Origin of the sequence: Serratia sp. J2 (genome assembly GCF_046269175.1) — a bacterium.
Taxonomy (GTDB): Bacteria; Pseudomonadota; Gammaproteobacteria; order Enterobacterales; family Enterobacteriaceae; genus Chania; species Chania fonticola_C.
The window spans coordinates 79,867-103,404 of record NZ_JBKABN010000012.1 but is presented as its reverse complement, the minus strand read 5'-3'; the positions used below and the strand labels follow the sequence as shown (position 1 = coordinate 103,404).

21 protein-coding genes and 1 tRNA gene are annotated in these 23,538 nt (G+C 55.0%); 13 read left to right on the top strand and 9 right to left on the bottom strand.

All coding sequences use genetic code 11. The features are described 5' to 3' along the window. The first annotated feature begins 6 nt into the window (after nt 1-6). The 11 genes from ACKWMY_RS14230 to ACKWMY_RS14180 all read left to right on the top strand — a co-directional run bounded on the left by ACKWMY_RS14230 (nt 7) and on the right by ACKWMY_RS14180 (nt 12,803). Complete coding sequence (locus ACKWMY_RS14230) at nt 7-1,464, top strand: hydrogenase 4 subunit D (protein WP_409486472.1); 1,458 nt, start codon at nt 7-9, stop codon at nt 1,462-1,464. An 11-nt stretch (nt 1,465-1,475) separates the two neighbouring features. Next, nucleotides 1,476-2,126, top strand: a complete 651-nt coding sequence (gene hyfE / locus ACKWMY_RS14225; RefSeq protein WP_024529686.1) for a hydrogenase 4 membrane subunit — start codon at nt 1,476-1,478, stop codon at nt 2,124-2,126. Nucleotides 2,127-2,130: 4 nt separating this feature from the next. Beyond that, complete coding sequence (locus ACKWMY_RS14220; RefSeq protein WP_211134855.1) at nt 2,131-3,714, top strand: hydrogenase 4 subunit F; 1,584 nt, start codon at nt 2,131-2,133, stop codon at nt 3,712-3,714. Continuing rightward, nucleotides 3,657-5,447 (top strand): hydrogenase large subunit, encoded by a 1,791-nt coding sequence (locus ACKWMY_RS14215; protein ID WP_173409487.1) that lies wholly within the window; start codon nt 3,657-3,659, stop codon nt 5,445-5,447. The genes ACKWMY_RS14220 and ACKWMY_RS14215 overlap by 58 nt, the downstream gene beginning before the upstream one ends. Nucleotides 5,448-5,457: 10 nt before the next feature. Then, complete coding sequence (gene hyfH, locus ACKWMY_RS14210; RefSeq protein WP_199061795.1) at nt 5,458-6,003, top strand: hydrogenase 4 subunit H; 546 nt, start codon at nt 5,458-5,460, stop codon at nt 6,001-6,003. Nucleotide 6,004: 1 nt separating this feature from the next. Beyond that, nucleotides 6,005-6,790, top strand: coding sequence for an NADH-quinone oxidoreductase subunit B family protein (locus ACKWMY_RS14205; protein WP_024529682.1), 786 nt, complete (start codon nt 6,005-6,007; stop codon nt 6,788-6,790). After that, on the top strand, nt 6,780-7,196 hold the full coding sequence (locus ACKWMY_RS14200; protein ID WP_024529681.1) for a formate hydrogenlyase maturation HycH family protein: 417 nt from the start codon (nt 6,780-6,782) through the stop codon (nt 7,194-7,196). Before ACKWMY_RS14205 ends, ACKWMY_RS14200 begins: the two co-directional genes overlap by 11 nt. Further along, nucleotides 7,193-7,645 carry a hydrogenase maturation peptidase HycI gene (hycI, locus tag ACKWMY_RS14195; RefSeq protein WP_024529680.1) on the top strand — a complete coding sequence of 151 codons (453 nt, stop codon included), beginning with the start codon at nt 7,193-7,195 and terminating at the stop codon, nt 7,643-7,645. Before ACKWMY_RS14200 ends, hycI begins: the two co-directional genes overlap by 4 nt. 198 nt (nt 7,646-7,843) lie before the next feature. Continuing rightward, on the top strand, nt 7,844-9,988 hold the full coding sequence (gene fdhF / locus ACKWMY_RS14190; protein ID WP_161712249.1) for a formate dehydrogenase subunit alpha: 2,145 nt from the start codon (nt 7,844-7,846) through the stop codon (nt 9,986-9,988). A 405-nt stretch (nt 9,989-10,393) separates the two neighbouring features. Further along, on the top strand, nt 10,394-11,563 hold the full coding sequence (gene rfaQ / locus ACKWMY_RS14185) for a putative lipopolysaccharide heptosyltransferase III (protein ID WP_372513814.1): 1,170 nt from the start codon (nt 10,394-10,396) through the stop codon (nt 11,561-11,563). 19 nt (nt 11,564-11,582) lie between these two features. Continuing rightward, nucleotides 11,583-12,803, top strand: a complete 1,221-nt coding sequence (locus ACKWMY_RS14180; RefSeq protein WP_409486471.1) for an O-antigen ligase family protein — start codon at nt 11,583-11,585, stop codon at nt 12,801-12,803. A 65-nt stretch (nt 12,804-12,868) separates the two neighbouring features. Here the strand turns inward: ACKWMY_RS14180 and ACKWMY_RS14175 are convergent, their stop codons facing one another. From ACKWMY_RS14175 to ACKWMY_RS14140, 8 genes are all read right to left on the bottom strand, one after another. After that, complete coding sequence (locus ACKWMY_RS14175) at nt 12,869-14,467, bottom strand: ABC transporter substrate-binding protein (protein WP_409486470.1); 1,599 nt, start codon at nt 14,465-14,467, stop codon at nt 12,869-12,871. A 163-nt stretch (nt 14,468-14,630) separates the two neighbouring features. Further along, a complete protein-coding gene (locus ACKWMY_RS14170) occupies nt 14,631-15,425 on the bottom strand; it encodes an ABC transporter ATP-binding protein (protein WP_024485284.1) in 795 nt (264 codons plus the stop codon). Continuing rightward, entirely contained in the window at nt 15,422-16,324 is a 903-nt protein-coding gene (locus ACKWMY_RS14165) for an ABC transporter permease (RefSeq protein WP_021178435.1), read from the bottom strand. Before ACKWMY_RS14165 ends, ACKWMY_RS14170 begins: the two co-directional genes overlap by 4 nt. A gap of 80 nt (nt 16,325-16,404) precedes the next feature. Further along, nucleotides 16,405-17,367 carry an ABC transporter substrate-binding protein gene (locus ACKWMY_RS14160; RefSeq protein ID WP_024529675.1) on the bottom strand — a complete coding sequence of 321 codons (963 nt, stop codon included), beginning with the start codon at nt 17,365-17,367 and terminating at the stop codon, nt 16,405-16,407. 364 nt (nt 17,368-17,731) lie between these two features. Further along, on the bottom strand, nt 17,732-18,310 hold the full coding sequence (locus ACKWMY_RS14155) for an ATP-dependent Clp protease proteolytic subunit (protein ID WP_409486469.1): 579 nt from the start codon (nt 18,308-18,310) through the stop codon (nt 17,732-17,734). 88 nt (nt 18,311-18,398) lie between these two features. Beyond that, nucleotides 18,399-19,643 (bottom strand): amino acid permease, encoded by a 1,245-nt coding sequence (locus ACKWMY_RS14150; RefSeq protein WP_024529673.1) that lies wholly within the window; start codon nt 19,641-19,643, stop codon nt 18,399-18,401. A gap of 550 nt (nt 19,644-20,193) precedes the next feature. After that, complete coding sequence (gene ppk2 / locus ACKWMY_RS14145) at nt 20,194-21,069, bottom strand: polyphosphate kinase 2 (protein WP_409486468.1); 876 nt, start codon at nt 21,067-21,069, stop codon at nt 20,194-20,196. A 713-nt stretch (nt 21,070-21,782) separates the two neighbouring features. Beyond that, nucleotides 21,783-21,870 (bottom strand) — tRNA-Ser (locus ACKWMY_RS14140). 228 nt (nt 21,871-22,098) lie between these two features. On the opposite strand from ACKWMY_RS14140, the gene yccA reads away from it, so the two are divergent. Together yccA and tusE are read left to right on the top strand one after the other, a co-directional pair. Beyond that, the gene (gene yccA, locus ACKWMY_RS14135; protein WP_021181987.1) at nt 22,099-22,758 is read left to right on the top strand and encodes an FtsH protease modulator YccA; all 660 of its coding nucleotides are present in this window, start codon (nt 22,099-22,101) and stop codon (nt 22,756-22,758) included. Between the two features lie 109 nt (nt 22,759-22,867). Continuing rightward, nucleotides 22,868-23,197 carry a sulfurtransferase TusE gene (gene tusE, locus ACKWMY_RS14130; RefSeq protein ID WP_024485653.1) on the top strand — a complete coding sequence of 110 codons (330 nt, stop codon included), beginning with the start codon at nt 22,868-22,870 and terminating at the stop codon, nt 23,195-23,197. 6 nt (nt 23,198-23,203) lie between these two features. On the opposite strand, the gene yccX is transcribed toward tusE, so the two are convergent. Continuing rightward, nucleotides 23,204-23,482 (bottom strand): acylphosphatase, encoded by a 279-nt coding sequence (gene yccX, locus ACKWMY_RS14125; protein WP_024529670.1) that lies wholly within the window; start codon nt 23,480-23,482, stop codon nt 23,204-23,206. Between the last annotated feature and the right edge of the window lie 56 nt (nt 23,483-23,538).

Sequence of the window (23,538 nt, the reverse complement as noted above, 5' to 3'; positions counted from 1 at the left end):
CCCATTATGGAAAATACGCTCTGTTTGCAATATACCGCCCTCGCCACGCTGCTGCTGCCGTTTATCGGCGCGCTGCTGACGGCCTGCGTGCCGCAACGGATGGCCAAGTGGATCTGTACCCTGTTTGCGCTGCTGGCCACGCTGGGTACGGTGATCATCGGTTGGTTATTCCTGGCCCATGGCAAGGCGGATACCACCATCACCCTGTTGCAATACGGCAACGTGGCGCTGTTCGGTTTTATCATCGACCGCATCAGCACGCTGATTGTCTTCGCGGTGGTGTTTCTTGGCCTGCTGGTCAGCCTGTATTCCACCGGTTACCTCATCACGGCCAACCGCGAACATCCCCATGAGGGCAGCAACCGCTATTACGCTTTCCTGCTGATCTTTATCGGGGCGATGGCCGGGCTGGTGATGTCCTCCACCATTCTGGGACAATTGCTGTTCTTCGAGATCACCGGCGGCTGTTCCTGGGGGTTGATTAGCTACTACCAGACGCCGAAGGCACAGCGCTCGGCCATGAAAGCCCTGCTGATCACCCATATTGCCTCGATCGGCTTATACCTGGCGGCAGCGACGTTGTTCCTCAATACCGGCACCTTCGCCCTGAGCGCGATTGCGCAGCTCAACGGTACGGCCAGTCTGGTCGTGTTTGGCGGCATCCTGTTTGCAGCCTGGGGGAAATCGGCCCAGCTTCCGTTGCAGGCCTGGCTACCCGATGCCATGGAAGCCCCTACTCCGGTGAGCGCCTATCTGCACGCGGCTTCGATGGTGAAGGTGGGCGTCTACATCTATGCCCGCGCCATCCTGTCTGCGGATACGGTGCCGCATATTATCGGCTGGGTCGGCATCGTCATGGCGACTATCACCCTGATTTACGGTTTCCTGATGTACCTACCGCAAAAGGATATGAAGCGTCTGCTGGCGTGGTCCACCATCACCCAGCTCTCCTATATCTTCCTGGCGTTATCCATCTCCATCTTCGGTTCCAAAACCGCCTTTCTTGGCGGCGTGGCCTACATCTTTAACCACGCGTTTGCCAAGAGCCTGTTCTTCCTGGTGGCAGGGGCGCTTAGCTACAGCTGCGGTACCCGGATGCTGCCGCGCTTGCAGGGCGTGATGAACAAGATGCCGCTGCTGGGCGTCGGGTTCTGTGTAGCCGCGTTGGCGATCACCGGGGTGCCGCCGTTTAACGGCTTCTTCAGCAAGTTCCCAATTTTTGCCGCTGGTTTTGCACTGTCGCACGAGTTCTGGCTGATGACGCCGCTGATGGTGCTGGTGCTGATCGAATCGGTCGCCAGCTTTGCCTGGTTCATCTATTGGTTTGGGCGCGTTATTCCCGGCAAACCCAGTGATGAGGTGGCACAGGCCGCTCCGCTGCCGCTGGTGATGAGCGTGGTGTTAGTGATTCTGATCGCGATGTCGGTAGGTTCCAGCGTGATTGCCGTCGCCTGGCTTGGATAAGGGAGTTGATTATGACTGGTTCACTTATCGTCAATAACCTCGCGGGGCTGATGATGGTCACCTCGCTGCTGGTAATTGGCGCCAAACGGCCCGTGGCCTCGTGCTGGCTCTATGCCTTGCAGTCGCTGCTATTGGTGCTGATTTTCTTTACGCTGGGGCAAACCCTGGGCGCCCACCAGCTCACTCTGTGGGCGATCAGCGCCTTTATCACCAAGGTGGTGCTGGTGCCGGTGATCATGGCCTATGCCTTTCGCAAAATGGACGATCCCTCGGCGAACGGCAGCCTGATCGGTCCGGTGATGCTGATGCTGGCCGCGGCGGTGATTGTACTGCTGTGCTGGTTTGTGGTGGAGCCGGTGCAGGTGCCGCTGCTGGCCTCGCTGAAACCGGCGCTGGCGGTATCGCTGGGGCATTTTATGCTCGGTCTGCTGTGTATCGTCACCCAGCGCAACATCCTCAAGCAGGTGTTTGGCTACTGCCTGATGGAAAACGGTTCGCACCTGACGCTGGCGCTGCTGGCGAATCGCGCGCCGGAGCTGGTGGAGATTGGTATCGCCACCGATGCCATTTTTGCGGTGATCGTGATGGCCGTGCTGGCGCGCAAAATCTATCGCACGCTCAACACGCTGAATGTTGAACAACTGACGGCGTTGAAGGGGTGAGATGATGAGTAATACCACCATGCTGTTTCTATTACTGCTGACGCCGCTGGCCTTCTCGCTGCTGACCTTTGCCTGTCGATTGCTGGGAAATGCTGCGCGGGTCTGCGTCACGCTGTTGCACTTTGTCGCTATCATGCTGCTGCTGGCGATTTCCCTATGGGTGGTGATGCAGGTGTACCAGCAAGGCGATATTCTGGCTGCCGGACGCTGGCTGCATCTGGATAGCCTGAGCGCCCTATTCCTGGCGATCCTCGGTATCATCGGCTGCCTTACCGGACTTTACTCCATTGGCTATATGCGCCATGAGGTTGATGAAGGCGAGATTTCGGTAGCGACGCTGTGTCACTACTACGGCTTCTTCCACCTGTTCCTGTTCACCATGCTGTTGGTGATCACCAGCAATAACCTGATCCTGATGTGGGCGGCCATCGAAGCCACCACGCTCAGTTCGGCGTTTCTGGTGGGGTTGTACGGGCAGAGCTCCTCGCTGGAGGCAGCCTGGAAGTACATCATTATCTGCACCGTCGGGGTGGCCTTCGGGCTGTTCGGCACCATTCTGGTGTACGCCAACGCGGCCAGCTTTATGCCCGATCCCAACGACGCCATCTTCTGGACGGAAGTGCTCAAGCACGCTACGCAGTTGGATCCGATGCTGATGCATCTGGCGTTCGTGTTTATCCTGATTGGTTTTGGCACCAAAACCGGGCTGTTCCCGATGCACGCCTGGCTGCCGGACGCCCACAGTGAGGCACCAAGCCCCACCAGCGCCCTGCTCTCTGCCGTACTGCTCAACTGCGCGCTGCTGATCATCATCCGTTACTACATCATTATCAGCACCACCCTGGGCCATGACTTTACCGGCACTCTGTTGATGGTGTTTGGCTTCCTTTCTGTCGCAGTGGCGGCCTTCTTTATTCTGGTGCAGCGCGATATCAAGCGGCTGCTGGCCTACTCCAGCGTGGAGAACATGGGGCTGATCGCCGTGGCGATCGGCATCGGTGGCCCGCTGGGTATTCTGGCGGCTCTGCTGCATACCCTGAACCACAGCCTGGCAAAAACCCTGCTGTTCTGCGGGTCTGGCAACGTGCTGCTGAAGTATGGCACCCGCGATATTACCGTGGCGAAAGGGATGCTGAAATGCATGCCGTTCAGCGCTGTGTTGCTGGCAGGGGGAGCCCTGGCGCTGGGCGGTATGCCGCCGTTCAACATTTTCCTCAGTGAGTTTATGACGGTCACCGCCGGGCTGGCGGCTGGCCATATTACGTTGACCATCGTCTTGTTGCTGCTGCTGACGGTGGTATTAGCCGGGTTAGTCCGCATGGTGGCCAGCGTGCTGTTCGGCGCAAAACCAGAAGAGGTCAACAAAGGCGAACTGGGAATACTGACAACCTTACCGATGCTGATCCTGCTGGTATTGATGCTGGTGATGGGCACCCATATCCCTCAACCGGTCAGCCGACTGCTGGAAAACGCGGTCCACATCGTGATGAACAACAAGCCTGGCACTCATGCCCAGCCATTGAGCTGGCCATGGGCCGTTCAGAATCATTCCTCTGCGGCCGAACCTCAGGCAGGAGAAGTAAAGTGAGCTACGAAACCCACGTATTGACCCTCAACAACGACGAAAAACTCGGCAAAGGCTACCTGGCCAAAGTGCGCGAGAAGTTCCCCTCCGCATTGCTGGATGCCGAGTGGCAAACCGCCAACCAGGTCACCATCACGGTCAAGCTGAATTCGTTACCCGAGATCGTGGAATACCTCTATTACCAGTTAGGCGGATGGCTGCCGGTGCTGTTTGGCAATGACGAACGTACTTTGACCGGGGATTTCGCCGTCTACTACGTGCTGTCGATGGAGGAAGGGGAAAAGTGTTTTATCACCGTCAAGGCTCAGGTTAGCGCCATTACGCTGGAGTTCCCGTCGGTTACTCCACGCGTTCCCGCCGCCGTGTGGGGCGAGCGTGAAATCCGTGATATGTACGGTTTAATCCCGGTGGGGCTCCCGGACGAACGCCGCCTGGTATTGCCGGACGACTGGCCAGACGATCTTTACCCGCTGCGTAAAGACACCATGGATTACCGCCAGCGCCCCGAGCCAACCACTAACGTGGAAACCTACCCGTTTGAAAATGCGGCCACCGGTGAATCGCGCGTGGTGCCGATCGGGCCGATGCACATTACCTCCGATGAGCCAGGGCATTTTCGCCTGTTTGTTGACGGCGAGCGCATTGTCGATGCCGACTACCGGCTGTTCTACGTGCATCGTGGCATGGAGAAGCTGGCCGAAACCCGTATGGGCTATCAGGAGGTCACCTTCCTGTCCGACCGGGTCTGCGGGATCTGCGGCTTTACCCACAGCGTGGCGTACACCACCTCGGTGGAAAATGCGTTGGGGATCTATGTGCCGCCCCGCGCCCATGCCATCCGCAGCATTCTGCTGGAGGTCGAACGGCTGCACAGCCACCTGCTGAACATTGGGCTATCGAGCCACTTTGTCGGCTTTGATACCGGCTTTATGCAGTTCTTCCGCGTGCGTGAAAAGTCGATGACCATGGCGGAGCTGTTAACCGGATCGCGTAAAACCTATGGGCTCAACCTGATCGGTGGCGTGCGCCGCGACATCCTGAAAGAACAGAGGGTGAAAACCATCAAGCTGATCCATGAGATGCGCGCCGACGTGACGCAACTGGTAGAGATGCTGCTCGGCACGCCAAATATAGAGCAGCGCACCAAAGGCATTGGCCTGTTGGATCGGCAGATTGCCCGCGACTACAGCCCGGTGGGGCCGATGATCCGCGCCAGCGGCTTCAAGCGCGATATGCGCTTTGACCACCCTTATGCCAACTACGGTTCATTGCCGAAAACGCTGTTCACCTTCGACGGCTGCGACGTGTATTCGCGCGTAATGGTGCGGGTGCAGGAAGTGCTGGATTCGCTGGCGATGATCGAATACGGCCTGGATAACCTGCCGGGCGGCCCGCTACTCACCGAAGGTTTCCGCTATCAGCCGCACAAGTTTGCCTTGGGCTATGCCGAAGCCCCGCGCGGTGAAGATATCCACTGGAGCATGCTGGGGGATAACCAGAAGCTGTTCCGCTGGCGCTGCCGGGCGGCCACCTACGCCAACTGGCCGGTGCTGCGTTATATGCTGCGCGGCAATACGGTTTCCGATGCCCCGCTGATTATCGGCAGCCTGGATCCCTGCTACTCCTGTACCGACCGCGTCACGCTGATCGATATCAACAAGCGTAAGGCGAAGACCGTGCCGTACAAGGAGATTGAACGTTACGGGATCGAACGCACCAATTCACCGTGCAAGTGAGGGAGGGATCATGCTGAAACTGTTTAAAACCATCCTGAAAGCCGGTGAAGTCACGGTGAAATACCCGTTTAAGCCGCTAGAGGTGTGCCCGGGTTTTCGTGGCAAGCCAGAGTACGATCCTGAGCAGTGTATCGCCTGCGGCGCCTGCACCGTGGCCTGCCCGGCGAATGCGTTAACCATGGAAACCCATGAAGCCAGCGGCGAGCGCGTCTGGCAGTTGTTCATTGGCCGTTGCATCTTCTGCGCACGCTGTGAAGAGGTTTGCCCGACGCGGGCAATCAGGCTGTCGGAACAGTTTGAAATGGCGGTGATGCACAAGCCCGATCTGTATATCCGCGCCACCTTTACCCTGCTCAACTGCCGCAGTTGCCAGCAGCCCTTTACGCCAACCAAATCGGTGAATTACGCCCTGGCGTTGCTGGCCCACGCGGGCATGGGGGCAGACAGCATTGAGGCCTTACGGCCCCAGTTCGAAACCTGCCCCGCCTGCAAGCGTAAACAGACTTTGAGTCAGCATCGGCCGATGAAACTGAGCCAGCCGACGGGAGCGAAATAATATGACGATGCCCGATATCAAGGTTAATCATCACCGCAGCACGCCGATCACCGTTGATGAACAGACCGCCAAACTCAAGAGCAAGCTGCTGAAGGATATCAAACGCTCGGCCTATGTGTATCGCGTGGACTGCGGCGGCTGTAACGGCTGTGAGATCGAGATCTTCTCCGCTATCACGCCGGTATTTGATGCCGAGCGCTTTGGTATCAAGGTAGTCCCCTCACCGCGCCATGCCGATATTCTGCTGTTTACCGGCGCGGTCACCCGAGCCATGCGCGTGCCCGCGCTCAGAGCTTACGAATCAGCCCCCGATCCAAAAATCTGTATCTCTTACGGGGCCTGCGGCTGCGGCGGCGGGATTTTCCACGATCTGTACTGCGTCTGGGGCGGCAGCGAGTCGATCGTGCCGATTGACGTGTGGATCCCCGGCTGCCCACCGACGCCTGCCGCTACGATCTACGGCTTTGCCGTGGCCCTGGGCCTACTGGAGCAAAAGCTGAAGGGAGAAAACCACCTTGAGCAGGTAGACGAAAAGGCTGCATTGCTGCTGCCAGGCATCCCACTGCATACCCGCGTCCTGATTGAACGCGAGGCACGCCGTCTGGCGGGCTACTACCAAGGCCGCATCATCAGTGACCGTTTCCTCTCCCTGTTGGCCGGTGCCAGCATGGATGCGGCCACGTTGCGCCTGGAGGAATGGTTGCAACAGGAAAGCGATCCTCGCCTGCGCGAGATTGTCGCTTGCCTGGTTGACTGCCTGCAACAGGAGCTTACCCATGCAAAATGAAGGTAAGGCGGTGTTCTGGTCATTACGCCAGAAGTTCCTTGATAGCGATGACGACATGCCTGCCCAGGCGCAGCAGGTGATGTATTACTCGCTGGCGATTGGCCACCACGTAGGGGTGATTGACTGCCTGAATACCGAGCTGAGCTGCCCATTGCCGCAATATCAAACCTGGGTTGAGCAGTTCCCGGAGGGTGAGGCCCAACGCAAGATGCGTGGCCTGCTGACCTTCGGCGAAATCACCATCGACTCCACCCACACCAGTCTGCTGGCCAATGCCCTGGCCCCGTTGATTGATAGCCAACCGGCGCCCTTTAGCGAATGGAGTAGCAAGCTGCTCGGCTTGCTCGCCGAGATTGAGCGGGAGCCTGCTATCTATCTGATTGTGAAGAAGGTGACGAACCCATGAATGTGGTACTTACCGTAGGCAATAGCATGATGGGTGACGACGGTGCCGGGCCCTTGCTGGCCGAGATGATGGCCGAAACGCCGATCAAGGGCTGGATCGCCGTTAACGGCGGCTCCACACCGGAAAACGTGACCCATCAGATCCGCGATCTTAAGCCCAACCGGCTGGTGATTGTCGATGCCACCGATATGGAATTGGCACCCGGCGAGATCCGCATCGTCAATCCTGACGATATTGCCGAGATGTTCTTTATGAGCACCCACAATATGCCACTCAATTTCCTGATCGATCAGCTACGTGAGGATATTGAGGAAGTGATATTTCTCGGCGTTCAGCCGGACGTGGTGATGTTTTATTTCCCGATGACGGAGAAAGTGACGCAGGCGGTACGGGTGATTTATCAACGGTTATCAATATGGGATACGGGGGAAAGCTTTGAGCGGCTCTGAATAGCAGCGCCTAATACCGCAGCACGAAAGCTTGGGGGGTGAATGATGACAATAAATGCCAGTCATTAATCCACATCAAGTCAGCGTGGCACAATTTATGCTTCAAATAAGTGAGACACATTTTTCGTCACCGGGGAGATTTTCTAGTCCAGTGGCGTGTTGAGCAATGTCGAACAGGTTTAACAAGGAGTGCAGGAGATGAAAACAGTCATCACGGTCTGCCCTTATTGCGCTTCAGGTTGCAAAATCAACCTGATAGTCGACAACGGCAGGATCGTTAAGGCCGAAGGCGCTAACGGCGTGACCAATCAGGGCGAGCTATGCCTGAAAGGGTATTACGGCTGGGATTTCGTTCACGATACCAAGATCCTGACGCCACGGCTGAAAACGCCGATGATCCGCCGGGAACGGGGTGGCAAACTGGAATCAGTGTCTTGGGAAGAGGCCATTGAGTTCGCCAGTTCGCGCCTGCTGGCCGTTAAAGAGAAATACGGCCCGAATGCGATTATGACGACCGGCTCCTCGCGCGGGCCCGGTAACGAAGCCAACTATGTGATGCAGAAATTTGCTCGCGCCACCGTCGGTACCAACAATATCGACTGTTGCGCACGCGTCTGACACGGCCCCTCGGTTGCAGGTCTGCAGCGATCGGTCGGTAACGGCGCCATGAGTAACTCCATCTGCGAGATTGAGGATACCCAGTGTATTTTTGTCTTCGGCTATAACGCTGCGGACTCGCATCCTATTGTCGCCCGCCGCATTCTCAAGGCGAAGGAGAAAGGAGCCAAGGTCATTGTTTGCGATCCACGCTATATCGAAACGGCGCGTATTGCGGATATCCATTTGCCGTTGAAAAACGGTTCCAACATCGCCCTGATCAACGCACTCGCTCATGTGATGATTGAGGAGAATCTGTACGATCAGACGTTTGTTGAACAGCATACCGAGCAGTTCGATGAGTATCGCGCCATCGTGGCGGGCTACCCACCGGAGTCGGTTGAAAAAACCACGGGTCTCAATGCCCAGCAGATCCGTGAAACGGCACGCATGTATGCCAGCGCGCCAACGGCCACCATCCTGTGGGGCATGGGCGTCACCCAGTTCTATCAGGGCGTGGAAACCGTGCGTGCGCTGACCAGCCTGGCGATGCTGACCGGTAACCTGGGCAAGCCGAACGTCGGGGTCAACCCGGTACGCGGACAGAACAACGTTCAGGGTGCCTGTGATATGGGCGCGTTGCCTAACACCCTGCCCGGCTATTTCCAGGTAACGGATGCCGAGGCGCGGGAAAGGTTTGCCAACGCTTGGGGGATCGACGCAATGCCCGCCGAGATCGGCTATGCGTTGAGCGAAGTACCGCACAATATCGACCATGGCAAACTCAAAGCGCACTACATCATGGGGGAAGATCCGCTGCAAACGGAGCCGGATTTGGCCACCATCCGTAGAACCTTTGAGAAGCTGGATCTGCTGATCGTGCAGGATATCTTCATGACCAAAACCGCCGCGATTGCCGACGTTATTTTCCCGGCAACCTCCTGGGGCGAGCATGAAGGGGTGTATACCGCGGCAGACCGCGGCTTCCAACGCTTCTATAAAGCAGTGGAGCCGGTGGGCGATGTGAAGACGGACTGGCAAATCATCAGCCTGATGTCGACAGCCATGGGTTATCCGATGCACTACAATAATACGCAGGAAATCTGGGACGAACTGCGCGAGCTGTGCCCGATCTATTACGGCGCTACCTACGAGAAAATGGCGGACCTGGCCTACATTCAGTGGCCTTGCCCAACGTTGGATCACCCGGGTACGCCTTATCTGTACGAAGGCGGTGAATTCTCTCGGCCCGGTGGCAAAGCGGAGTTCTTTACCTGTGAGTGGGCTCCGCCGATCGATCAGCTCAGCGATGAGTTCCCGTTCGTGCTGTCGACGGTACGCGAAGTGGGCCATTACTCCTGCCGTTCGATGACCGGCAATTGTAAGGCACTGGTCGCGTTGGCCGATGAACCGGGCTATGTGCAAGTCAACTCGGAAGACGCCGCACGGTTGGGGATTGAGGATCAGGCATTGGTGTGGGTACGTTCACGTCAGGGCAAGGTCATTACCCGTGCCAACGTCAGCGAACGCCCTAACCGGGGTGCGATCTACATGACCTACCAATGGTGGATCGGTGCCTGTAACGAGCTGGTGGCGGAAAACCTCAGCCCGATAACCAAAACGCCGGAATACAAATACTGCGCCGTGCAGATTGAGCCGATTAAGGATCAAGCGCAGGCAGAACACTATGTTCAGCAGGAGTACAGCAAGATTAAACAGCGCCTACGCGAGGCCGCTGCGGGCTAATCTGTAAAAGCCGAACCTCAGGGACGAGGTTCGGCTTTCCACGCATCTCTCACCACCCGCTATTCATCCCTACACTTCTGCCAATGGCTGCCATACTAAAATTCCTAATAGACAAGTTATCCCGTGACTGACAAGCCCACACAATACCCCCTTACTTTGTCAAGGATTGATCGTTTTCAACGATCGGTCTGATCGTATTGATCTGTACAACCAATTATCTTTGTCTTTCCGCCACCTATAAGATCGCCTTGGGTGTCGTGAGGCTTGCTGCATCTTGAACCCCATGCATAACACGTCGGCCACAAGCGTCGAAATAACGGGCTTTCAATAAACAGGAAAAGTGAAGATGACAGATGAAAAGGTCCGCACGGCAGATTATCGATCTCTGGGATACATCAGCAAAATATGACGTTCGTGATGAGTGCTGGCAAAGCCGGGTTACCCGATCGCCGCTTGCCCAACCGATTACTGCACCGCGAACGGGTACAGCGCATCCTGGTTATCAAGCTGCGTCACTTTGGTGACGTCCTGCTAACTACTCCGTTGCTCAGTACGCTGCGCGCCAATTACCCCAACGCCCTGATTGACGTGCTGGTGTATGACGGCACCGAGGCGATGCTGGCAGGTAATCGGGATGTCTATCTGACCTATACCGTCGATCGAAGCCTAAAACGGCAGGGCTGCAAGGCACAGTATCGCGGTGAGCAAGCCCTGTGGAACAGCCTCAACACTGGACACTACGACCTGGTGATTAATCTGTCCGACCAGTGGCGGGCTGCGTTGTATTGCCGCTTTCTCAAACCGACGTTCAGCCTGGGGTTTGCTTACCCCAAGCGTAATAACCGGCTGTGGCGTGCTTGCCATTCGTTGTTGGTGCCAGTGGACGGGCATGACCAACGGCACACCGTGCTCAATAACCTCGCTATTCTGGCCCCGCTGGCATTACCGACCTTGGTGACAAAGGTCACCCAGGCTTACCGGCAGCGCGATGTCGATGAGATCGACCGCCTCAGCCAACATCATCACCTGACGGATTTCGTGCTGATCCAGCCTACCGCGCGCTGGGCGTTCAAAACCTGGTCGGTGGCGGGATTCACACGGATTATCGACTATCTCACCGCCAGCGGAGAAACCGTGGTGCTGACCTGCGGGCGTTCTGCCGATGAGATCGCCATGATAGCCGCCATTCTGGCCCACTGTTCCATGCCACAACGGGTGGTCAATCTGGCCGGTCGCCTGGACCTGCCAGAACTTGCCGTCTTGATCGATCGGGCGAAGCTGTTTATCGGTGTGGATTCGGTAGCAATGCATATGGCCGCCGCCTTGCAGACGCCTTCCGTCGTGCTGTTCGGCCCCAGCAATCTGCAACAGTGGTCCCCCTGGCAGGCTCAGCACATCCTGTTATGGGCAGGCAACTACCGCTCATTACCGCAACCCGACGAGGTGGACACCGCTACCCCGGAACGTTATCTGGACGCTATTCCCGTCAATGAGGTTATCCGAGCCATAAACCGCCAGCTTACCTGCCTGGAAATACCAACTTCCCGCACGGTGAATGACACCGTGTTTAATTAACCCTGATTTGAGCCACTTCATGTCATCCACCGAACCGTGTTCTGTATCGTTACTCTCCCCTGCCCGCCTTCGGCTGTTTGGCTTTACGGCGTTTTTGCTCGGTGCGTCCCTACCGACGTCCAATGCGCTGATGAATGCTTCGCTGGTGTTGGCGGCGATATGTCTGCTGTGGCAGCGTGAATTTCGCCAGTTGATACCTTTGCTCAAACAACCGCTGGTGTGGCTGCCCGCATTGATGTTTGCACTACTGGCCGCCTCGCTATTGACCCTGCACCACGAATACGGCCCGAAGATGGTCGGCAAGTATCAAAAGCTGTTGTATGTATTGCCCTTGGCGTTGTTCTTTCTCAGCGACTCCAGGCTTATCACCCGCTTTATCAGCGGTTTTCTGCTCGCCAATGCCGTGATACTGGCGATCAGCCTGGCTTCGGGGGTCGGGCATGTGACGCTGGGTGGCCTCGATCCGCAGAATCCAACGGTGTTTAAACTGCAGATAACCCAGAACGTGTTTATGGCGTTTGCTGCGTTGATATGGCTAACCCGTGCTTTTGGGCAATCAGGCGTGCTGCGCTGGTGTTATGGGGCATGGGTTCTACTGGCAACGGCGAACGTGCTGCTGATGGTACAGGGGCGCACCGGCTATGTGGCGCTATTGGTCGGCGTGGGGCTTTGGTTGCTGCTGACGCTGCCCCGCTGGCAGCGGTTGGGGGTACTAGCCTGTGGCTTGCTGCTGGCCATTATGCAGATTTTTATCCCCAATAGAGCGACGGAGCGCCTGACGCTCGGCCTTGCGGAGGTGCGCAACTGCGTATTGGCCCCGGCAGACCAGGCCTATCAAGCTTGCGACAATTCGATGGGGCAACGCACCGCCTTTGCCCGCGAATCACTACGCCTGATAAAACAGGCCCCGCTGCTGGGGAATGGGGCCGGGAGCTTCTGGTATGGCAACGCGCAGACCGGTTACGGCGTGCATAACCCGCACAATGAGTACCTGCTGGAAACGGTACAAAATGGCTTGCTGGGGTTGGCGCTGTTTTTGGGCTGGATGTGGTGCTGCTTCCGAGCGGCCTGGCAGCAACCAACAGCCTGCCGCAACCTGTTGGTTGCCGTGCTCGGCAGTTATCTGGCCTGCCACCTGTTCAACTCGTTCCTGCTGGATTCCGCCGAAGGGCATCTGTTTATGGTGTTGGCCGCCGTACTTGCTGGCTCCAGAGTTAGAGTTGTTCGGCAGCCTAAATAACCTCAACCGTCTCATTGTGTTCTGGGGGCGCCGTTGCAGCCCCCCGTTTTCAATCTGGCCTGCGGTTAATTCAGTTTGGCTTTGGAGAAATCACTGCCCATCAAGCTGACGCTATAACCACTGACATTGCTGCGTGTGGCATAAAAAGTCTTACCATTCGCCAGCGCAATCCACGGAGCCTGCTGGTAGAAGATTTCCTGCGCCTGGCCATAGAGTTTCGCACGTTCGGCAGGGACGCTAGTCAACCTGGCCTGCTGTACCAGCCCATCATAGGTTTTATCGCACCAGTGCGCGGCATTCGAGCCGGTTTTGATACTGTTGCAGCCCAGCAGCACCTCGGCAAAGTTATCCGGATCGCCATTATCGGACATCCAGCCAAACAGCGCGGTGTCATGCTCGCCCTTACGCATACCGGCAAGATATTCCCCCCACTCGTAAGAGACGATCTTCGCCTTCACGCCGACCTTTTCCCAATCGCTTTGCAGCATCTCTGCAATACGCTTGGAGTTCGGGTTATACGGGCGCTGAACCGGCATCGACCACAACGTGATCTCAAAGCCTTTTTCCAACCCGGCCTGTTTCAGCAACGCCTTGGCTTTTTGTGGATCGTAGCCGTAATCCTGCAGGTCTTTATCAAAACCCAGCATATTTGGCGGCAGCGGCGATTTCGCCACCGTGGCCGAACCTAAAAACACCGCGTTAACTATCGCCTTTTTATCAGTGGCATAGTTTAGGGCTTGGCGCACCAGCACGTTATCCAACGGCTTTTTCTCAGTGTTAAACGCCAGGTAACCGACGTTCAGCGCATCTACCTTATGCAGGGTCAGATCTTGGTTTTTATTGATTTCATCAAACTGTACCGGAGCCGGTGCGGGGATAATCTGGCACTCGTTGGTCTGGAGTTTCGCCAGGCGCGTCTGTACGTTCGGCGTTATGGAGAAGATCAGATGCTTGGTCGGCACCTCACCATCCCAGTAATTGGGGTTGGCAGCATAGCGGATCAGTGAATCGACTTTATACTGCTGCAAGACGTAAGGGCCGGTGCCGATTGGCCAGGTATCCACATATTCTGGCGTGCCTTTTTTCAGCATCGCATCGGCGTATTCGGCGGAAAGGATCGACGCAAAGTCCATCCCCCAGTCGGCCAGAAACGCGGCGTTCGGCTCGCTCAGAACGAACTGAACGTGGTAATCGTCCAGCTTTTTCACTTCCTTAATCAGCGTATCCAGACCTACGTCGTGGAAATATTCGTAATTACCCTGCGATACCTTGTGGTAGGGGTGATTTGGATCTTTCTGGCGTAACACCGAAAACACTACGTCGTCAGCATTAAAATCGCGGGTCGGCTTGAAGTTTTTGTTGCTGTTGAATTTCACCCCTTGGCGCAGGGTAAAGGTGTAGGTTTTACCATCCGGAGAAATCTTCCATTCGGTTGCCAATGAAGGCGTTGGCGTGTTGTTAACCGGATCGAAATTGATTAAGCGGTTATACAGCACCTGCGAGCTGGCAACAAACGTTGGGCCAGAACTGGCAATCTGCGGGTTGAACGACTCCGGTGACGCCTCGGAGCAATAAATCAGCGTATCGTTAGCTGCCGCGATAGCAGCGCTTGCCGGTAAGAGTGTGCTCAGCGCCAGCGCGAGCAGCGTTTTCCCTGTAGACATGGTCATCGCCTTGTTTGACTTTTTTATCAGGCGACAATCTCAGCACGGACAGGGAACCCAGGCAAATAACCAATTGCTCTCAGGTTATGCCAAAACCGTTGTTTTTGCTGTTTTATTCAGCTGCGTGGGCGCAGCATGCCGCGCCCCAACAAAGTGAGCAACCTCAGCTCAGCAGTAGCCCATCATCATCCAGCTTTTCACCACGTGTTTTCTCAAACATCGCCAGCAGATCGGTGACCTGCATGTTGGCCCGCTGCTCACCGACAACATCCAGCACCACCCGCCCCTGGTGCAACATCACGGTTCGATGGCCATGATCCAGCGCCTGGCGCATGGAGTGCGTCACCATGAGTACGGTCAATTGCTGCTCGGCGACAATACGGTCGGTTAGTGCCAGCACAAAGGCCGCCGTTTTAGGATCGAGCGCGGCGGTATGTTCATCCAGCAAGAGCAGACGAGAAGGCTGTAGCGACGCCATCAGCAGGCTGACCGCCTGACGCTGCCCACCAGACAGCAGGCCCATGTGATCCCCTAAACGATTCTCCAGCCCCAGTTCCAACGTGGCCAGCTTGTCACGGAACAGCTGCCGCTGTTTGCTCTTGACGGCACGCTGAAATCCTCGGGTTTGGCCGCGCTGCAGAGCCAGTGCCAGATTCTCCTCAATGCTCAGCCCTTCACAGGTTCCCGCCAGCGGATCCTGGAACACACGGGCGACCATACCGGCACGGCGCCAGGCGGGCATCAGGGTAACGTCCTGTTCGCCAATAAACACTTGGCCGCGATCGGGGGTAATATCACCGCTGACCGCATTGAGCAAGGTAGACTTCCCTGCCCCATTACTGCCAATGACCGTCACAAACTGCCCTGCCTCGATGTTCAACGACAGGCCACGTAATACCGGGTTCTCCAGCGGGGTTCCAGGGTTAAAGGTTTTAAACAGCTGCTCGGCACGCATCATGATGGCTGCCTCCCCCGCTTGCTTTTCAATTTTTGTTTCAACTTCGGCAGGACCAGCGCCAACGTAACCAGTAGCGCGGTGATCAGATTCAGATCCTGCGCCTGCAAGCCGATAAAGTCTGCATTCAAGGCCAGAGCGATCATCAGGCGGTACAGCAATGCCCCTAACAGGGTCGCCATAGTAATCAGGAACAGGCTACGGGCAGGCAACAGCGTCTCACCGATGATCACCGCCGCCAGCCCAACCACGATGGTGCCGATCCCCATGGAGATGTCGGCGCCCCCCTGAGTCTGTACATACAGTGCCCCCGCCAGCGCTATCAGCGCATTGGACACCGCCATGCCGATCACCGTCAACCGACTGGTCGCAATCCCCTGAGCACGTGCCATGCGCGGATTCGCTCCAGTAGCCCGCAGCGCAAGGCCCACCTCGGAGGTCAAGAACGCGTCGAGTGCCAGTTTGACGACCACCACCACCACCAGCAGCAATAGCGGCTGGATGAGCCAGGCGTTGTCCTCAACCTGACTGATGAAGGGAGTGAAAACGCTAGGTAAGCCGATCAGGGCCAGGTTTGGTGCCCCCATAATGCGCAGGTTGATGGAATACAGGGCAATCATCACCAAAATGCTGGCTAGCAGTTGCAAAATACCGAGCCGCACGTGCAGCCAGGCCGTCAAACAGCCAGCACCGGCACCCGCGATAGCCGCCAGTAAACACGCCAGCCAAGGGTTATAACCGCTGACAATCATCACCGCGGCTACTGCCCCCCCTAAAGGGAAGCTGCCATCGGCCGTCAGATCGGGAAAATTGAGTAAGCGAAAGGAGATCAATACGCCCAACGCGACCAGCGCAAAGATCAGGCCGATCTCCAAAGCGCCCATCAGGGAAATTAACGACATGCGTACCTCATAAACATCTTGGCCTGCCACCTGCGGCAGGCCATTTACACCCGATGTAAACCATCATTCAACGCAGATCGTTATTTGATGACTTCTTGTGCTGATTGCACCAGTTCAGCAGGCAGAGTGACGCCCTGCTTCTGGGCAGCGGCAGGGTTGACGCTCAGGCTGAGCTTGTTACCTACCTCAGGTGCGATAGTGCCGGGCTTCTCACCCTCTAACAGGCGGACAACAATTTTACCGGTCTGACGGCCCAGATCGTAATAGCTCATCCCCAACGCCGCAGCCGCACCACGTTTGGCAACGCTATTGTCACCGGCGATCAACGGGATTTTAGCCTGATTGGCAATGCCAACCAGCGACTCGTAAGTGGAGATAACGTTGTTATCGGTATTGGTGTAGATCACATCGACTTTGCCTACCAGGCTTTTCGCCGCTGGGGCTACGTCGATGGTACGTGCGGCAGGAACCTCAACCAACGTCATCCCACGCTTGGTTAATTCCTCTTTCAGCTCTTTGACCACCACCGTCGAGTTGACTTCCCCTGGGCTGAAGACCATGCCGACTCGTTTGGCATCGGGCTTAACCTTCAAGATCAGATCGACCTGGGGGCCGATGGCTACGCTGTCTGAAACGCCGGTAACGTTGGTGCCGCTCGGCTGCCAGCTACTCACCAGCTTGGCCGCCACCGGATCGGTTACCGTAGTGAACACCACCGGAATGGTCTTGGTAGCCGCCACCACGGACTGGGCCGCAGGTGTTGAGATCGCCACTATCGCATCGGGCTTGTCACCGATAAATTTACGTGCAATCTGCCCAGCGGTGGCCGTATTTCCCTGCGCGCTTTGGAACTGGATCTTGACCTTATCCTTGTCATACCCCGCAGCCTTTAGCTCATCAATCACCCCATCACGGGTGGCATCCAATGCCGGATGGTCAACGATAGAGAGGATCGCCACGGATTTCGGCGCAGCCGCGTAACTGCTGACTGCAAATAAGGCAGCGGCGAGAGCTACAAAAATATTTTTATTATTCAAAGGCATGGTCATATCCTTTTCAAGTTGGCGTTGGTGCCAGAGGTGGTGATTAATCATCCTAGCACAGTGTTTTACCGCCATCTATCGGATAACGTTTTGTTATCATGTGGTTAACATACAGAATTAAAAGAAAACACCCTCTACGCTTACACGGGGCAGTGATTCGGGTCACAAACCGCCACTTTTAGCCTCTCGTTGTTCGGTTCACGGCCTTGGTGACATCCCTCGCGAGTGGGCTTTTGGGGCTTGATAATACGCAGGCCGTTTACAGCGTCCATAACCCGTACAGCTTGTGGGTTATGGAACTGAACAAAATGGCCTGATGGGGTAATTTGGGGATTGGATGATGCGGTAGGCTGTTGCGCTATGCTCAGACTATTTCTTTTTCGCTGACAATGGCTTTTGATACCAGGCCATAGTCGATCGCTTCTGCCACTGGCATCCAAAAATCGCGGTCAATGTCGTTCAAGACCTTTTCCAGCTTTTGCCCGGTTTCCTTGGCGATCAAGGTAGCGATTCTTTCCCGGATGCGGATAATTTCTCTGGCCTGAAGCGCCACATCGGTAGCCTGACCACCGATACCACCGCTAGGTTGGTGGATCAGAAAACGGGTATTGGTCAGGCAGAAGCGACGCTCCTTGGGCACCGATAAGAACACATTAACCGCGGCGCTCCCTACCCAACCGCTGCCGATCATATTTACCGGAGCGCTAATAAAGCGTATGACATCGTGGATCACATCACCCGACTCTACATGACCACCAGGTGAACAAATCAGGAAATTAATCGGCGCGGAGGATTCGTCGGACAGCGCCACCAGTTGCTTGACGATATTGTAGGCCACCGTGTCGTTGATCTGCCCAAACAGCAGGATAGTTCGCGACTTGAAGGTTCTCTCATCCAAAAAGGCATCGCGCTGAGGAGTACTTATTTCCGTTTTCTCTTCCATCTTGTACCTCGACTGTTTTATCTAACATCCTGGCCGAACATGGCAAAGATAACCATAGCAGTAATCGTTGCCACTAGCCTCGCAACAATCACCAGCCAGCCGGCAAATATCCAAACAGTGACGCAATCGCATAGACCGCACTTCCCAGATACAGCAGTACAATACTCACCTGCAACAGCGGATGCGTGATCCAGTTACACTGCCAGAGCGGTACCTGGTCGCCATGCTTGCGGGCACCGCGCAAAATCAGTATCGGCATGATCGACAAGATCACTCCACTGAATACACCGGCGAAATACAACGCATTGACGAATGAAACCAGACCACTGTAGGCCAGCGCGAACGGTGGCAAAACGACCACCATCAACACACCGAAGCGGCGCAACGGTCGTTCATCGTCCCCTAACCTGAACTTATCGAAAATATTGCTCACGAAGCTGCCACCCAGCCCCCAGTAGGATGTCAGCATGGCACATAGCGCAAAGATATTGGCAGAGAAGAAGGCCCATTGGCCAAGCGCCTGCCCCCACGAGATCGTCGCCACGTCAGAAATATTACCCAACCCACTGAGCGCGATCACCGACATCGGCACCACCGCCAACAGCACAAAAGTCGTTACCATCCCGACAATAATGGCCTTGGGAAGCTGTGCTGGCTTATCCGCAAAACCGCGCGCCATCTCAGGCACAATATATTGGGCAGAGAAGCAGAACACCACCACACTGAACACGGGCACCATAAAGAGCCAATCACCGTCAAGCAGGTTGCGCATCTGGGTGGTCTCTTTCAATAGCGTCGCGATAACCAGAGCACTCAGCATGACAACCATGCCGATACTGATAAATTTTTCGCCACGGCCTATCGCCTTCAAGCCAAGATACAGCACCAACGCCGCCGGGATAAAAAACAGCAGGCTGCCGAGCGCAGGTGAAATACCAAGCAGAGACTGTAATAATTTGCCGCTACCTGACATGTAAGCAGTAAGCGCACCGACACTATTGACACATACTGAAGCGAACATGACCCATGAACCAAAACCACCGACATACCGCCGTGCCAAGCCGCTTAGTTGCAGATGTTCTCGGGTACGAAGGGTGGATTCAGCGACATACAGCATAGTGATGGTGGTTACACAGCCAACCAGTACCAACCAGAATAGCAAAGGTAAATAACCCGCCTTACTGGAAGCGTACGCGATAGAAAGCACGCCTGCACCGATATTAGTGCCGACTATCATTGCTACCCCTTCAAGAAAAGTCAGTGATTTGACGGGTGCAAAAGTCCGTTCCCCTGCGGCTAATGCCGGGGAAATGCCGATGTTTTCGCAAGACATATATCATCCTTTGATACCCGGTAGCGTTAATGACCAGGAAAAGTTAGCGTCTAGAGGGTTGGTTGTTACTTTTTGTTCACAAATATGAAACAACATCACTTGGTTATACAGTGTACGGCCCTATAAACGAGTGCCAATCACGATTACTTGAGGGATCCAATTGTGTTCTTTAAGGAGGGATGATTATTGCAGCGATTCAGCGAACAGCCTGAGGGCAAGCGGCATCTAGGGCTTTATGACGCGATCCGCACCAGCAACCTTTGTGCTTCGGACGATTATTGTCTGGCTGGTGTGTACGAGGATTTTTGCAGGATGTGATCAGAGGACATAAAAAATGTGGGAAAGTCGCGAATGGTTCGCCTGCCGAGGTTAGGATAACCAGCATCATTCCGTAACAATCCCCATTATATCAGCCATATTCCGTCACTACCCGTCAGCCCTCTGATTTTACAGGCTCATCGTTTTCGCCGTCAGTTTTTGCTACTCAATGGATAAAAACGCCATGCGTTTTTAAACAGCAAATCACCATGAATTAGAATGGCTCCTTTGTTCAAAAAATCTCAGGAATATGTTTCAAAGGATAGTCTGGTGAATGATATTTTCCGATTTTGCGTTTAGGCAATTTAATCTTCTTTTTCGGCAACCGCTTGTAGGGAATATGCTGCAAAAAATGGTGGATAACATTTAGTCTAACCCGCTTTTTGTCTTCTGAATTAGCCACAAACCAAGGAGCCCAAAGGCTGTCTGTGGCGGCGAACATGTCATCCCTGGCTCGGGAATAGTCGTCCCAGAGTTCGAAAGAACGGATATCTATCTCTGAAAGCTTCCATGTCTTGCGGCCATCATCAATACGTGCACGCAATCGACGTTCTTGTTCCTCTGGGCTTACATCCAGCCAGTATTTGATGAGAATGATGCCAGACTCCACCATTAATCGTTCCACCATCGGAACCGTCTCCAAAAATTGATGCGTCTGCTCTTGCGTACAAAAACCCATAACTCGCTCGACGCCAGCTCGGTTATACCAACTACGATCGAAGATAACGACCTCTCCTGCTGCTGGCATGTATGACATGTAGCGTTGCAGGTACATTTGGGTTTTTTCACGTTCGGTTGGGGCAGGAAGGGCAACAACACGGAACACTCGCGGACTGACCCTTTCGGTCAGTGCTTTTATCGTGCCGCCCTTGCCAGCCCCATCGCGCCCCTCAAATACGATGCATACTTTCAGCCCCTTGGCTATCACCCAACTTTGTAAATGAACAAGTTCTTCGTGTAACAACCTGAGCTCTTGCTGATATTTTTTTTCCGGTATTTTTGCCGTGCCTTTTCTTTGTGGCACACTGTTGCCTGATATGCGCTTGGGGTTCTTTTCTTTTGAAAGACTGGCTGCGGGTACGATTTTGGTTTTCTTTCCGTTAGTCATGAGGTTACCCCACAATATATTCAATATGTCGCTAGCCTGACGTTGAACCTCCCATCACAGCGCTTGGGGCTGCCTATGCGGGGCGAATAAGGAGTCAGGAGTCGATGAGCAAACACGTGATCTCATCCCATACAATATCCTAGCTGTTATTTCTTCATGCTGCGAACCCTCTTCTCTGGCCGAATCACTACAACCAACAGCATTTAACAAAGACTAGTGAGATGATTTTAAAATCATTAGTTATTTGAATTAGCGATTAACAACGTTTCTGGTTCCGTTACTTCCCAAACCACTTGTTCAAAACCTGGTGTTATTTGCCTAGTTCGCAGACAGTAAACTGATAGCCGCTCTAGCGTTGGTGGGGATATAGGTTTGTTGGGCGTCACGATGAGCCCCGTCATGGTTTCACGCGTAATGCGTACTGTGAACGAAAGGCCCTGGGTCAATACCTTACACATTTCCGTCATCACGCAGGGTAATGTCGTTGATTCCTTGCTCAGCGGCCTGTGCGTCAGCTTTTGTTTCAGTCCGCGATCGCCGCTTTGGATGGGTTTTTTGATGGCGATCGCCGGCTTGATGACGTTACTTCCAGATACCGTCTTATCCCTACTATTGGCCGGTCTGGAGCGGATACTATGTTTACTGGATAGCATACCCAGAATCACCAAAAACGAAAAACCCCAAGCCTTTTGAGCTTGGGGTCATTCATAATATGGCGGAGGAGCAGAGATTCGAACTCTGGAACGGTTTCCCGTCGACGGTTTTCAAGACCGTTGCCTTCAGCCACTCGGCCACCCCTCCGTAATGCAGCGAACTATAAACACAGCCGATCCTGTTGTAAAGCCTGAAACCGTTCAACCGAACGAAAAAACCGCATCTGCAATCTGACCGATGAAGAAATCAACAATCGGGGTGCAGCAATACCCTAGTAGTCACGTAGGGTAAAGAATGGTAAACAATCTTTAATCAATGGCTTGCACTGCACTATCATCATGATTAATTTTGTGATGACCTGATAAGAGAGATCATATGGACCGCATTGTCGTCTCATCCTCCTCGCGCGACTCTTTGCTAAGCACGCATAAAGTCCTGCGTAACACCTATTTTCTGCTGTCGTTAACGCTGGCCTTCTCAGCACTGACCGCAACCGCCAGCACCATGCTGGGCTTACCGGCTCCTGGGCTGCTGTTAATGCTGGTCGGCTTTTATGGTTTGATGTTCCTGACCCATAAACTGGCCAATAGCCCTGCCGGCATTCTGGCGGCCTTCGCCTTCACCGGCTTTATGGGCTACGCCCTTGGCCCGATCCTGAGCTCGTTCCTGAACGCTGGCGCGGGTGACCTGATCATGCTGGCGCTGGGCGGTACCGCAGTGGTGTTCTTCTGCTGCTCGGCCTATGTGCTGACCACCCGTAAAGACATGTCGTTCCTGTCTGGCATGATGATGGCGGGCTTCGTGGTGCTGCTGGTGGCGGTTATCGCCAACCTGTTCCTGCAGATCCCTGCCCTGCACCTGGCCATTAGCGCACTGTTTATTCTGTTCTCTGCCGGTGCCATGCTGTGGGAAACCAGTAACATCATTCATGGCGGTGAAACCAACTATATCCGTGCTACCGTCAGCCTGTATGTTTCGCTGTACAACATGTTTATCAGCCTGCTGAGCATTCTGGGCTTCGCCCGCAGCAACTGATACAGCGCTTTGGTTTTGACCTGAGCCCCGCAATGCGGGGCTTTATTTTTGCCGGGGCAAAAGTTTGCTAGACTGTGGGCCGCAATGAATTACCGATCACCGAGGCTGTATGTTGGAGTTTGAAGGTCAGACGATTGAAACTGACGCCCAGGGTTACCTGAAAAACAGCGCCGACTGGCACGAAGGGCTGGCCCCGCTGTTAGCGGCACAGGAAGAGATTGAACTGAGCGAAGCGCATTGGGAAGTCGTACGCTTTGTGCGTAGCTTCTATCAGGAATTTAATACCTCACCGGCCATTCGCATGCTGGTCAAGGCAATGGCGCAAAAATACGGCGAAGAGAAAGGCAGCAGCCGCTACCTGTATCGCCTGTTCCCGAAAGGCCCGGCCAAACAGGCGACCAAGATCGCCGGGTTGCCAAAGCCGGTGAAGTGTATCTAGCCAGGGTTAATAGCGAATACTGAAGCCCTTATATTCGGCAACCCCACGTGGCTCCACCAGCACGCGGTCAACGCGGGCACTGCGTGGTCCGCCGCTTTTCAGCCACGCCATCAGTTGATCAACGGCCTGTTGCTCTCCACAGGCCAGCACTTCCACGCTGCCATCATCCAGATTACGCGCATAGCCGGTTAACCCCAACGCAGTAGCCTGGTATTGGGTGTTATAACGAAACCCGACCCCCTGCACCACACCATAGACATACGCGGCAATACAAACTTGTGTCATAATCGGCTCCTGATCGATTTCATTACAGGCATTCTCTGCGCTGATGCCCAGAGTGT